We start from the raw sequence: 12,328 nt of genomic DNA, 5'->3' as shown, positions 1-12,328 counted from the left end.
GTACTGCTTGGACAAGGACGTCGAGCTCATCTTCGGCTGACCGCCGCAGGCAGTCTCCCGTCGGAGATGACCAGCAGTTACGGGACAGCCCTTAGGCTCGTACTCATGCGCTACGACCTCGTCATCTTCGACAACGACGGCGTCCTCGTCGACAGTGAGCCCATCTCCAACCGGCTCCTCGCCGCCTACCTCACCGAGCTGGGGCACCCCACCTCGTACGAGGACTCCATCCGTGACTACATGGGGTCGGCGATGCACCGGATCCACGACCTAGTCCTGGAGCGGACGGGGAAGCGGCTGCCGGACGACTTCGACGACGTCTTCCACGCCCGTGTCTTCGCCGCGTTCCGGCGGGAGCTGAAGCCGGTGGCCGGTGCCGCCGACGTACTGGAGAAGCTGACGGTGGACGGGGCGCCGTACTGCGTCGCGTCCTCGGGGAGTCATGAGCGGATCCGGGTCGGGCACCGGACGACCGGTCTTGACCGGTGGTTCGACGAGGATCGGATCTTCAGCTCGCAGGACGTGGGCCGGGGCAAGCCGGCGCCGGACCTGTTCCTCCACGCGGCCGACCGGATGGGAGTGGCCCCCGAGCGGTGCGTCGTCGTCGAGGACTCCCCGCTGGGTGTGCGGGCCGCCGTCGCGGCCGGGATGGACGTCTACGGGTTCACGGCGATGACCCCGGCCGCGAAGCTCGCGGATGCCACCCAACTCTTCTCTCGCATGGAGGAGTTGGCCGACCTGCTGACATGACGCCGACCACCGCCGCGGCACTGACAATTGTCATGCGGAGCTCCGGACGATCGTTTCTACTGGCGGACCCCCCTCGCCCGCGAGGATTTGAGCATGACGACGAACACGAAGCGTGCGAACCTCGCCCCTCTGCTCGTGGATGTGGCGGTGCCGGTCGGCGGGTACTACCTGCTCAAGAACGGATTCGGGATGAGCACGCTGGCCGCCCTGGGGTGGAGCAGCGTGGTCCCGGCCCTGCGGACCGGGTGGGCCGCGGCCAGGGAGCGCCGGGTCAACGGGCTCGCCGCGCTCATCCTGTTCGTCAACGTGGTCGGGCTGCTGCTGAGTTTCGTCGCCGGTGACCCGCGGCTGATGCTCGCCAAGGACAGCGGCGTCAGCAGCGCGATCGGCATCGGCATCCTGGTGTCCGTGGCGCTGGGCAGGCCGATGATGACCGCCGCCATGAAGCCCTGGCTGGTGAAGGGCGACGCGAGGCGGGAGGCCGTCTGGGCGCGACTGGCGGCCGAATCCGCGGACTTCAAGCGAGCGGAGAAGGTGTTCTCGCTGGTGTGGGGCGTGGTGCTGCTCGCGGAGTGCGTGGTGCGGGTCGTGGGTGCCTACACGCTGCCGGTGGACACCATGGTGTGGCTCGGCACCGTGATCATGGCGGTCACGATGGTGCTCGGGTTCCTCCTGAGCGGTGCTCTCGCCGCCGGGCCGATGGCGCACATGCTGATGGCCGAGACGAAAGCCGGGGCGAACGCCGAAGCCACGCAGGTCCAGGAGCCCGCCAACGCTCAGGAGCCCGCCCTGGCCCGGAAGTCCCCGAACGGACTCGCCCTCGCCTGAAGCTGAGCAGAATTCATCTTTGTCCGGACCTACCCACAGGTAGCCCAGGGCCCTACGCTCGCCGCCATGACAGATGTGCTGCGGCGCGGTAGGGCCTCGCTGGCGTTCAGCTTCTTCGCGCAGGGCGTCGCCTTCGCTCTCCTCGTGACGCGCATCCCGGCCATCCAGAGCCGGTACGGGGTCTCCGACGCACTGCTGCCGGTCTTCCTGGCCGCCGTGCCGATCCTCGCCGGCGTCGGCAGCACGGCCACCGAACACCTGGTGAAACGCGTCCGGCCCAGTCGGCTGCTGCGCTGGTCCCAGCCCGTCGTCCTCCTGTCCCTGCTCGGTGTCGGGGCGGGTGGCCGGGTCGCCGAACTGGGCGTCGCGCTGGCCGCGTTCGGGCTGGCCGTGGGGGTGCTGGACGCCTCGATGAACATGCTCGGGGTGAGCCTCCAGCGGGCGTACGGCCGCAGCATCATGCTCGGCTTCCACGCCGTCTACAGCCTCGGCGGGATCGTGGGTGCCTCGCTGGCCTGGGCCGGGGCGCACTGGCACCTGGCGCTGTGGGTGTCGTACCTGCCCGTGGCGGTGCTGCTGCCGGCGGTCCTCGTGGGCAGCCGGTGGTACGTCGACGCCGACTCCGCCGCCGCACCGGACGAGGCCGGCGGGAAGGCCGGGGAAGGCGGCGGGACCGTCGCGTTCCGGCTGCTGCTGCCGCTGTGTCTGGTGATGACCTTCGCGTACATCGGGGACTCGACCGTCTCCAACTGGAGCGCGAAGTACCTCCAGGACACGCTGGGCAGCTCCGAGCAGCTGGCGACGGTGCCGTACAACGTCTACATGGTCACCACGCTGCTGGGGCGGGCCATCGGGGACACCGGGGTGCGGCGGTTCGGTGCCGTGGCCGTCGTACGGCTGGGCGCGCTGGTCGCGGCGCTGGGGTTCGCGGTGGTCGCCGGGGCGCCCGGTCCCTGGGTGGGCATGCTCGGGTTCACACTGCTGGGGCTGGGCCTGTGCGTGCTGGTGCCGCAGACCTTCGCCGCGGCCGGGCGCCACGCTTTTGACAACTACGGCCCGGGCGCCTCGGACAAGGCCGTCGCACGGCTCAACATCTTCAACTACGTGGGTTTCCTGGTCGGCTCGCCGCTGGTGGGCGCGCTGGGCGACGCGTGGAGCTACCGCGGGGCGATGCTGGTGCCCATGGCGTTGGTGCTGGTGACGTGGGTGTGCGCCGGGTCGTTCGCGCCGCGACCGGACCGATACGGTGGCGGTCATGAGCGGTCGCGCACAGCTGATGTGGGACGAGGCAGTAACGGGCTATGACTTCGGTCGGGACCACCCGATGGATCCGGTCCGCCTCTTCCTGACCCGGGAACTGGTCGGCGCGCTCGGACTCGACCGGGAGGCGCGGCTGGTGGCGGCCAGGCCGGCCGGCGAGTCGACGCTGCGGCTGGTCCACCGGGAGGACTACATCGCCGCGGTGAAGGCCGCGTCGGCGGACCCGGGATCGGCCGACGGGACGTACGGGCTGGGGACGTTGGACGATCCGGCGTTCGCCGGGATGCACGAGGTGTCCGCGCTGATCGCGGGGCAGTCGGTGGCGGCGGCGGAGGCCGTGTGGCGCGGGGACGCGCTGCACGCGGTGAACTTCGCGGGTGGGCTGCACCACGCGATGCCGGGCGCCGCGTCGGGCTTCTGCGTCTACAACGACGCCGCGCTGGCGATCGCGCGGCTGCTGGAGCTGGGTGCCGAGCGGGTGGTGTACGTCGACACCGACGTGCACCACGGGGACGGGGTGCAGACCGCGTTCTGGGAGGACCCGCGGGTGCTGACGATCTCGGTGCACGAGCATCCCCGGACGCTGTTCCCGCAGACGGGTTGGCCGCAGGAGACCGGGGCCCGGTCCGCCGAGGGCTCGGCCGTGAACGTGGCGCTGCCGGCGGGGACCGGGGACGCCGGGTGGCTGCGGGCGTTCCACGCGGTGGTGCCGGAACTGGTCGCCGACTTCCGGCCGCAGGTGCTCGTCACCCAGCACGGGGCCGACACGCACTTCGAGGATCCGCTGGCGCATCTGGCGGTGTCGCTGGACGCGCAGCGGGCGGTGCAGATGGCGTGCCACGAGCTGGCCCACGAGCACGCCGAGGGGCGGTGGGTCGCGCTGGGCGGGGGCGGATACGCGGTGGTGGACGTCGTACCCCGGTCTTGGACGCATCTGGTGGGGATCGCGGCGGGGCGGCCGGTGGAGCCGGAGACGGTGATTCCCGAGAGCTGGCGGCAGACGGTGTACGCGCGGACACGGCAGTTGGGCCCGATGCGGATGACCGACGGGCGGTGGCCGGTGTCCTGGGCGGACTGGGAGGCGGGGTACGACCCGGCGGACCGGCTGGACCAGGCGATCCTGGCGACCCGGCGGGCGGTGTTCCCGCTGCGGGGCCTGCTGCCGTAGCGCCGGTCGCCGGCGACCGGGCCCTTCGATTAGGCCGGCTGTGCGGTGTTCCCGGGTTCTCGGGACGCTCGCGGGGGGCGTGCGTCAGCATCGCTCGGGTGTTGAACATCGCGGCGCTGCGCGCCCATCTGGTGAGGGCCCGTCTCGCCGGGATGGTGACCACGACGCGGGAGGCCGGTCTGCGCAGCTATCGGCTGTTCGCGGCCCGGGACCCCCGGGTGCTGATCGGGATCGACCCCGAAGGGCCTTGGCAGCAGCGCGACTTGATCGAGCTGATGGCGCGCAGGTGCGGTGTTTCGGCCGATCCGCGGCACACCTTCGGCCCCGATGTCATCGACCCGGATCTGACGCTGGCCGCGCTGGACGCCTTCGCGGACCGGCTCGGTGCGGCGGCGCGGCGAGGCGCCCCCGTGCTCCTCGGCACCGGGCACCCGCACCGGCTGCTCGGTTTCTACGCCGCGCTGGCGGACGCCCTGTCGGCGGCGGGATGTACCGTCCTCACCCCCGCGCAGGGTCGCTGTGTCGACATAACGACCCGGTTCGGCCTACGCACGTGCCGCCTCGAGTACGTGCGAGGAGTCGCCCTGGTCCAGCCTCCCGGCGCCGAACGCTCCGGTTGTGAGCCCGGCGCGCACACGCATTCACCGCTCCCGGTTCGACTGGCGCTCGCGGCGGCGGCCGACGCCGGCGGCCCGCTGCCGGAACTGGTGATCGGGGATCACGGCTGGGTCTGCGGTGCAGGTCAGCTGGGGTTCGAGGCCATGGGGCCGGCCGACACGAACGACCCCGCGCTCTTCGTCGGGCAGGCGGAGGGACGCGTGTCCGTCGTCGTTCCACTTGATGACGGCGTACGGCCCGCCTGCTACCGACCGCTGGCCCGCTACGTACTCAATCGCGCGTGTCTGTCACAGTAGGCCGCCGATGGTCCACCTCTTCCCCACTCGCATCACCCGCCCCTAGTCTGGGGAGTGAGCACGCAGCGACGAAGAGTCACCGGAAGGGGAAGCCGGTGGCCGTCGAGTGCGGAAGGTTCAGGTGTGTCATGGCTGCAGCTGGCGAAAGGCCTCTGAACGAGGTTCAGTTCCTTACCGTGGCGGAAGTCGCCTCGGTCATGCGAGTGTCGAAGATGACCGTGTACCGCCTGGTGCACAGCGGTCATCTGCCCGCGATCCGCGTGGGGCGGTCTTTCCGCGTCCCGGAGCAAGCGGTTCACGAGTACCTCCGCGAGAGCTACGTGGGGGTGGAAACCGCCTGACGACGATCAGGAGGGGTCCGTGAAGGACACTACGGAACACTTCCGGATCCCTCCGGACACCTCGATTACGACCTCAGCGCTCAGGCGGGTAGGCTAGCCCCTCGTAGGTCGTGTGGGCCCATGGCGCCCAAACACCGAGTGATGAGAAGTGAGCGAGGGTAGTCGTGGGCTCTGTTATCAAGAAGCGGCGCAAGCGGATGGCCAAGAAGAAGCACCGCAAGCTGCTCAAGCGCACCCGCGTCCAGCGTCGCAACAAGAAGTAGACGCCGGTCGCGCGAGGTACGCGCCAACGCGAAAGCGTGTCTGTGGCCCCCCACCGCATCCGGTGGGGGGTCGCGTGCGTCCCGGGCCGGCCGGCCGCGGGGGTGGCTCGATCCCGTTCGCACGCACGTACCTGCCGTCACGTCGCGCATCGAGAGGTCGCCGCAGCGCAACCTCGACCCGATAGGTTGGCCGCACACGGGGAACCCGGCGGTGATCCGGGCGGGAAGGAAGGCGCTGATCTTGGGACAGGTCGTGCTCGTGACCGGAGTGGCCCGTCAGCTCGCGGGCCGGTTCGTACGGCGCATCCAGCGTGACCCGGAGGTCGACCGGGTGGTCGCCGTGGACGCGGTCCCGCCCGAGCACCATCTGGGCGGCGCCGACTTCGTCCAGACGGACATCCGGCAGCCCACGATCGCGCGGGTGCTCGCCGAGACGTCCGCCGACACGGTGGTGCACATGGACGTGACCGGCACCGCGCTGGGCAGCGGCAGCCGGGCCCTGGTCAAGGAGACCAACGTCATCGGCACCATGCAGTTGCTGGGCGCCTGCCAGAAGTCCCCGTCCGTCAAGCGGCTGGTGGTCAAGTCCAGCACCAACGTCTACGGCTCCGCGCCCCGGGACCCGGCGGTGTTCACCGAGACCACCCCGCCCAAGTCCCTGCCCAGCGGCGGTTTCGCGAAGGACACGGTCGAGGTCGAGGGGTATGTGCGGGGCTTCGCCAGGCGGCGGCCGGACGTCGCCGTGTGCGTGCTCAGGTTCGCCAACATCCTCGGCCCGACGGCGGACACCCCGCTCGCCTCGTACTTCTCGCTGCCGGTGCTGCCGACGGTGTTCGGCTACGACCCGCGGTTGCAGTTCGTCCATGAGGACGACGTGATCGAGGTGCTGCGGATCGCCTCGCACGAGCCGCGTCGCGCCACCCTCAACAGCGGCACGTTCAACATCGCCGGCGACGGCGTGCTGCTGCTCTCGCAGTGCTCCCGGCGGCTGGGACGCCCCACGGTGCCGCTGCTGCTTCCCGCGGTGACGTGGGCGGGCTCGCTGGTGCGTACGCTGGGAATGACGGACTTCTCACCCGAGCAGATCCGCCTGCTGACCCACGGCCGGGTCGTGGCGACGGACCAGATGCGCGAAACACTCGGCTTCGCGCCCAAGTACACGACCGCGGAGACCTTCGCCGAGTTCGCCCGCAGCCGCGGCCCCGGGCTGCTGCCGCCGGAGGCCCTCGCGGGGGCCGTCGACCGGATCGCCGCCCTGTCCCACGCGGGCAGTGGCCACCCGACGCAGAGCGCCTACTGAGGAGCGCAGCACCATGGCGGACGCCAAGGTCATTCCGTTCGACGACGACCGGTCCCGTGGAAGCGCCGGACAGCGGCCGTCGCGGCGCCGGAGCACGGGGAGCCGCCGCACCGGCGCCGAGACGGCGGCGGTCGGCGAGGTGCAGCCCCTGCCCGGCAGGGGGGCCGCGCAGGATGATGTCCCTGTGACCAGTGAGGAAGAGCCGCCGCAGCCGCCGAGCCGGCCGCCGCAGGACGGCGGTCTGGAGCGGCGCATCGCGAGCGGTCTGGCGTTCCTGCGCCGCCGCCTCACCGGGGACTACGACGTCGACGACTTCGGCTACGACGCCGAACTCACCGACCAGTTTCTGATGTCCCTGCTGCGGCCGCTGTACGAGAAGTACTTCCGGGTCGATGTGAAGGGCATCGAGAACATCCCCGCCGAGGGCGGCGCCCTGATCGTCGCCAACCACTCCGGCACGCTGCCGCTGGACGGGCTGATGATGCAGGTCGCCGTCCACGACCGGCATCCCGCGGACCGGCATCTGCGGCTGCTCGCGGCCGACCTGGTGTTCGTGCTGCCGGTGGTCAACGAACTCGCCCGCAAGCTCGGCCACACCCTCGCCTGCACCGAGGACGCCGAGCGGCTGCTCGGGCAGGGCGAACTGGTCGGCGTGATGCCGGAGGGCTTCAAGGGCATCGGCAAGCCGTTCAGCGAGCGATACAAGCTGCAACGGTTCGGGCGTGGCGGTTTCGTGTCGACCGCGCTGCGCCAGGGCGTGCCGATCATCCCGTGCTCGATCGTCGGGGCCGAGGAGATCTATCCGATGATCGGCAACGCCAAGACTCTCGCGCGGCTGCTGGGCATCCCGTACTTCCCGCTGACGCCCACCTTCCCGTGGCTGGGTCCGCTGGGCGCGATCCCGCTGCCGACGAAGTGGACGATCCAGTTCGGCGAGCCCATTCCGACGGACGGGTATCCGCCGGAGGCGGCCGAGGACCCGATGCTGATGTTCAACCTGACCGACCAGGTCCGCGAACAGATCCAGCACACCCTCTACAAGCTGCTGGTGCAGCGCAGGTCGGTGTTCTTCTGACGGTGCCATGAAGGCGGGGGCACCCCTGGTGAGGGGTGCCCCCGCCTTCATGGGGCTGTGCTCGGCACCGCCTACTTCGTGTCCTCCGCGTTGATGCCGAGGCCGGGCAGCAGGCCCGGGAGGAGCGGCGGGATCGTCACGTCGGGGCCGCTGGGAGGCGACTTGGACGCGGACGGCGAGGCGCTGCCGCTGCTGGGCTTCGGCGGGTCGAGCAGGCCGCCGGTGGAGCCGCCGAGCAGTCCCTCGCCCTCGCTGCCGGAGCCGGCCGAGGCGCTGGGGCTGTCGCTGCCGGTGTGGGGGCTGCCGGAGGAGGTGTCGCCGCCGGTGCTGGGCAGGGCCGAGTGCGCGGCGCCGGGCGAACCGGCGGTCGGCGTCGGCCGGGGGCCGTGCTGCTTGCCGTCGCCGCCCGGGGCGGGGTGCTGGGGGAGCATCGACTGGAGCGGGGCGACCTCGTCGTCTATGGCGTCGAACACCGACGACACCTGCTGACTGACGTCGCCGAGCTGCACGGGGAGGCGGTCGCGGAGTGCGCCCCAGGCCTCGCGGTGGGACCGCGAGAAGGTGGAGAGGGCCTGGATGGGACGCAGGGAGTCGGGGTCGCGCTCGTACGCCTCGTGCAGCAGGCGGTGGCCCTCGGTCGCGTCGTGCTGCATCCCGGACAGGGTGCGGCGGATCTCGCCGAGCGACTCGTGGTCGAGCCCTCCGCCGCGGCCGCGCTCCATCAGCCTGCGGGCCTCGCTCAACCGGGTCGAGGCGAGGTCGAGGTAGGCCTGGCCCTGCTCGTCGGCGCCGTCGGTCAGGTAGGTGAGCTTGAAGTCCTCGATGCCGCGCTTGAGGCCGTACAGCGAGTCACCGGGGAGGGCGCTGGAACTCGCGGCGGACACTCCGCCGAAGGCTCCCGCGGCCACACCCACGCTGAGTCCGCCGGCGGCCAGCGACTTGCTCAGCCGCGTGCGCGGCCGCAGTTTCCCCAGGCCGCTCGCCCGGTGTGCGCCGCGCGCCCGCCTGCCCGTCTCCCGCCGCCGCCCTTCCAAGGAAGTCGCTTCGCTCCCCCTCTTCTGGGCGGGCACCGGTGGGTCACTCGCCTCGCCCGCCGCGGTGCTCTCCTGGAGCATGGCCTCCATCGCGGCCACCAGGCGGGCCCGCTGGACGACCTTGACCTCGGGGTCCAGCTCCGGCCGCGGCAGCGCGTCCAGACCGGTGGCGAGGGCCAGCATGCGGCCCTGCTCGGTCTGTTCCGCGGCAGCCGGGGCCCGTGCCGGTCCTTCGGCCTGTTCGGCCGCCGTGCCCCGGTCGGACAGTTCTTCCAGGGCCTGGGCGAAGGCGTTCGCCCGCCGGTGCGCCGATACGTTCGCGATCACTGGCGGCACCTCCTCTCGTCATGACGGTCGACTCCCCGGGGGTCCTGAGGGTGCACGTCCACAGCCGCTTCTTCCGATCGGTCGACCAGGATTGGCCAAGGCGTGACCACAGGGAGCCTCTATCCCGCACAACGAGCGGCGCGGCACTTGGGTTACGGACCCGGGCGGATCGGATCGAGAAGTCAACGAGCCTCGACGGAGCGTGAGTTGAGGATCGCGGAGCGTGTGCGCGGCTCAGCGTGCGTCGTCGGGGAGAAGCCGGGCCAGGGTGCGCACGGCCCGGTACTGAAGGGTCTTGATGGCACCCTCGTTCTTGCCCATCACCCGGGCGGTCTCCGCGACGGACAGGCCCTGGAGGAAGCGGAGCGTGACGCATTCCTGCTGCTGCGGGTTGAGTCGTCGTACGGCGTCCAGGAGAGCGGCGTTGGACAGGGACTCGAGGACGGAGTCCTCGGGGGAGCGCTCGACCTCGTTGGCGTCGAGCATCTCGCCGGTGGTGACCTCGAGCCGGAACCGGCTGGACTTGAAGTGGTCGGCGACGAGGTTGCGGGCGATGGTGACCAGCCAGGCGCCGAAGTCGCGGCCCTGCCAGGTGAAGGTGCCGATGCGGCGCAGGGCGCGCAGAAAGGTCTCGCTGGTGAGGTCCTCGGCCGTCGCCTTGCCGCCGACGCGGTAGTAGATGTACCGGTACACGGTGTCGCTGTACTGGTCGTAGAGCCGTCCGAAGGCGTCGGCCTCGCCGGCCTGGGCGCGTTCGACGAGCTCCATCATCCGGGCGCTGTCGCTGTCCGCGGCGGGACGCCGGACGGTGGCCGCCGCGGCCGAGCGTCCTCGCCTGCCGGCCGCCCGTCCGTCGCCGGTTCGTCGCCCCTCGACCACGGCGCTGCGAGTCGGCACCTGCTCCATGCCGTCGGCCAGCGCGTAGGCCGGACCTACCGGCGCGGCGGTGGCGAATACGGGGCCGGCGTACGCGGTGGGGACGAGGCCGCGCAGCAGGTCCAGGACCGTTGCGCGGAGCGTAGCCAGGCCCGAGGCGTCAACCCCGACGTGTGGGTACACGGGACTCCCAGAGGCAGAGCTTCCATCACGTGCAGTGCGGAACCGTTCACCCGTCGTAGCGACGATGGGGTAACTGGTTTGCGTCTGAGGAGAATAACGCTTCGTACAGGCACTGCTACACCGAGTTGCTCAAATCATCGATTCCGTCGCTTCCGTAACCGATTGGCAGGCGTTCGGACGTCGGAGAGTGACCGTTTGCTGACCGATCTGTTCCGTCTTCGGTGTGTGTCTGGGGCGCATCCTGGCGATGCACCGCCAAGTCGAATGGCCAGAACGGCATGGGCGTACGATCGGTCAATTGCCCGCGGTTCCGGGTGCGCCGCACGAACGCGACCGGCGAAGGCCCGTACCGCCACGGGGCGGCACGGGCTGCGGGCGGTACGGACGGTGGCCGGCCGCGGCGCGGATCGTGGGCGGCCGGCGATGAGTGGGGGAGCGGTGGCGGTGCGGTACTACGGCGTCAGCGACGGCGGCGGTGCAGGGCGATGGCCGCGGCGGTGCCGCCGGCGACGGCGCCGACGCCGGCCGCCGCGGGGATGCCGACCTTGGCCGCCTTGCGGCCGGTGCGGTAGTCGCGCAGGCGCCAGTCCATCTCCCGGGCGTGGCGGCGGAGCTTGGCGTCGGGGTTGATGGCGTAGGGGTGGCCGACCAGGGACAGCATGGGGATGTCGTTGTGGGAGTCGCTGTAGGCGGCGCAGCGGGTCAGGTCCAGGGCCTCCGCCGCGGCCAGGGCGCGTACCGCCTCGGCCTTCGCCGGGCCGTGCAGCGGTTCGCCGACCAGCCGGCCGGTGTAGACGCCGTCGACGGACTCCGCCACCGTGCCCAGCGCGCCGGTCAGGCCCAGGCGGCGGGCGATGACCTGGGCGATCTCCACCGGCGCGGCTGTGACCAACCACACCTTCTGGCCGGCGTCCAGGTGGGCCTCGGCGAGCGCGCGCGTGCCCGGCCAGATCCGCTCGGCCATGTACTCGTCGTAGATCTCCTCGCCGATCGACTTCAGCTCGGCGACCCGGTGGCCCTTCACGATCGACAGCGCCGAGTCGCGGGCGTCCTGCATGTGCTCGGGGTCCTCGACCCCGGCCAGCCGGAACCACGCCTGCTGCCAGGCGAACTTGGCGAGGTCGCGCGTGTCGAAGAACTTCCGCTTGTACAGGCCCCGGCCGAAGTGGAACAGCGCGGCGCCCTGCATGACGGTGTTGTCCAGGTCGAAGAAGGCGGCGGCCCTTTCGTCCCCGTGCACCGGGAACTCCGACGCCTCCCGCGGGGCCGGCGGGACGCCCGCTTCCTGCGAGGAATTGCGCGCTGCCTCCGCAGAGGCCTCGCCTGCCAACACGCTTCGCGCCGTGGCGGAGCGCCTACGGGAAGTGAGCCATCCGAGAGCGGCCATGGCGTGAGCATAGCCAGTTGGCCGGGTGGTTCCGGAGTCGAGAGGCTTCGCGGCCCGTGAACTCTTCGCGACGGCGTCGTTGCGGCGGTCCGCGCCGGCGGGGTTACGCGACCCCGTGCCGGAGCGACAATGGCCGACATGAGTCCCATCTTCCGCCGCAAGTCCCCCGGGCCCCAGGGGCGGCTCGTCACCCTCGTCCGCAAGCCGGGCTGCCACCTGTGCGACGACGCGCAGGCCGTCGTGGAGAAGGTCTGCGCCGACCTGGGCGTCACCTGGGAACAGAAGGACATCACCCAGGATCCGGAGTTGTACGACCAGTACTGGGAGCAGATTCCGGTTGTACTCGTCGACGGTGAACAGCACACCTTCTGGCGGGTGAACGAGGGGCGGCTGCGCAAGGAGCTCGCGGGCTGATCGAGACTGACCGACGAGTCCAAACTGGCCGGAAGTCGCCTAGGATCGATGGCGTCTTGGTCTCGGGGGTGGGGATCGTAGAGGAGAGTGTGCGGTTTTGCCCCCAACAAGAAAGGCGCAGCGGTGCGGATGCGCCGGTTCCAAACATCCGCGCCGGGGGTGCGTGACCCCGGTCACGTTGGCCGGGCAAATCGGACACCATCTTTGT

The 12,328-nt window shown here is 71.0% G+C and carries 13 protein-coding genes; 10 read left to right on the top strand and 3 right to left on the bottom strand.

Features of this window, described 5'->3' with window-relative positions:
* The first annotated feature begins 105 nt into the window (after window positions 1-105).
* The 9 genes from ACFY3J_RS37285 to ACFY3J_RS37245 all read left to right on the top strand — a co-directional run bounded on the left by ACFY3J_RS37285 (window position 106) and on the right by ACFY3J_RS37245 (window position 7,899).
* Window positions 106-750, top strand: a complete 645-nt coding sequence (locus ACFY3J_RS37285) for an HAD family hydrolase (protein ID WP_390842727.1) — start codon at window positions 106-108, stop codon at window positions 748-750.
* A 93-nt stretch (window positions 751-843) separates the two neighbouring features.
* On the top strand, window positions 844-1,578 hold the full coding sequence (locus tag ACFY3J_RS37280) for a VC0807 family protein (protein ID WP_390842726.1): 735 nt from the start codon (window positions 844-846) through the stop codon (window positions 1,576-1,578).
* 66 nt (window positions 1,579-1,644) lie between these two features.
* On the top strand, window positions 1,645-2,883 hold the full coding sequence (locus ACFY3J_RS37275) for an MFS transporter (RefSeq protein WP_390842725.1): 1,239 nt from the start codon (window positions 1,645-1,647) through the stop codon (window positions 2,881-2,883).
* Window positions 2,834-4,006: an acetoin utilization protein AcuC gene (locus tag ACFY3J_RS37270; protein ID WP_384176310.1), complete on the top strand. Its 1,173-nt coding sequence runs from the start codon at window positions 2,834-2,836 to the stop codon at window positions 4,004-4,006. The genes ACFY3J_RS37275 and ACFY3J_RS37270 overlap by 50 nt, the downstream gene beginning before the upstream one ends.
* A gap of 98 nt (window positions 4,007-4,104) precedes the next feature.
* Window positions 4,105-4,920, top strand: a complete 816-nt coding sequence (locus ACFY3J_RS37265) for a phosphatase (protein ID WP_384176308.1) — start codon at window positions 4,105-4,107, stop codon at window positions 4,918-4,920.
* Window positions 4,921-5,048: 128 nt separating this feature from the next.
* Window positions 5,049-5,261, top strand: a complete 213-nt coding sequence (locus tag ACFY3J_RS37260; protein ID WP_004984898.1) for a helix-turn-helix domain-containing protein — start codon at window positions 5,049-5,051, stop codon at window positions 5,259-5,261.
* 164 nt (window positions 5,262-5,425) lie between these two features.
* Complete coding sequence (locus ACFY3J_RS37255; RefSeq protein ID WP_003948845.1) at window positions 5,426-5,524, top strand: 30S ribosomal protein bS22; 99 nt, start codon at window positions 5,426-5,428, stop codon at window positions 5,522-5,524.
* A 241-nt stretch (window positions 5,525-5,765) separates the two neighbouring features.
* The gene (locus tag ACFY3J_RS37250) at window positions 5,766-6,824 is read left to right on the top strand and encodes an NAD-dependent epimerase/dehydratase family protein (protein ID WP_384176306.1); all 1,059 of its coding nucleotides are present in this window, start codon (window positions 5,766-5,768) and stop codon (window positions 6,822-6,824) included.
* A 13-nt stretch (window positions 6,825-6,837) separates the two neighbouring features.
* On the top strand, window positions 6,838-7,899 hold the full coding sequence (locus ACFY3J_RS37245) for a lysophospholipid acyltransferase family protein (RefSeq protein WP_384176304.1): 1,062 nt from the start codon (window positions 6,838-6,840) through the stop codon (window positions 7,897-7,899).
* Between the two features lie 71 nt (window positions 7,900-7,970).
* Here ACFY3J_RS37245 and ACFY3J_RS37240 read toward each other — a convergent pair whose 3' ends face one another.
* The 3 genes from ACFY3J_RS37240 to ACFY3J_RS37230 form a co-directional block, all read right to left on the bottom strand.
* Window positions 7,971-9,260 (bottom strand): DUF5667 domain-containing protein, encoded by a 1,290-nt coding sequence (locus ACFY3J_RS37240; RefSeq protein WP_384176302.1) that lies wholly within the window; start codon window positions 9,258-9,260, stop codon window positions 7,971-7,973.
* A gap of 234 nt (window positions 9,261-9,494) precedes the next feature.
* Entirely contained in the window at window positions 9,495-10,319 is an 825-nt protein-coding gene (locus tag ACFY3J_RS37235; protein ID WP_384176300.1) for an ECF subfamily RNA polymerase sigma factor, BldN family, read from the bottom strand.
* Window positions 10,320-10,779: 460 nt separating this feature from the next.
* Window positions 10,780-11,706, bottom strand: coding sequence for an HAD family hydrolase (locus ACFY3J_RS37230; RefSeq protein ID WP_390842724.1), 927 nt, complete (start codon window positions 11,704-11,706; stop codon window positions 10,780-10,782).
* A 129-nt stretch (window positions 11,707-11,835) separates the two neighbouring features.
* Between ACFY3J_RS37230 and ACFY3J_RS37225 the strand changes: the two genes are divergently transcribed.
* The gene (locus ACFY3J_RS37225) at window positions 11,836-12,120 is read left to right on the top strand and encodes a glutaredoxin family protein (protein WP_384176296.1); all 285 of its coding nucleotides are present in this window, start codon (window positions 11,836-11,838) and stop codon (window positions 12,118-12,120) included.
* The last annotated feature ends 208 nt before the right edge of the window (window positions 12,121-12,328 follow it).

The organism is Streptomyces sp. NPDC001231, from assembly GCF_042896885.1.
Taxonomy (GTDB): Bacteria; Actinomycetota; Actinomycetes; order Streptomycetales; family Streptomycetaceae; genus Streptomyces.
Note: the sequence above shows the minus strand (reverse complement) of the source record. Positions and strands in the feature narration are given on the sequence as shown.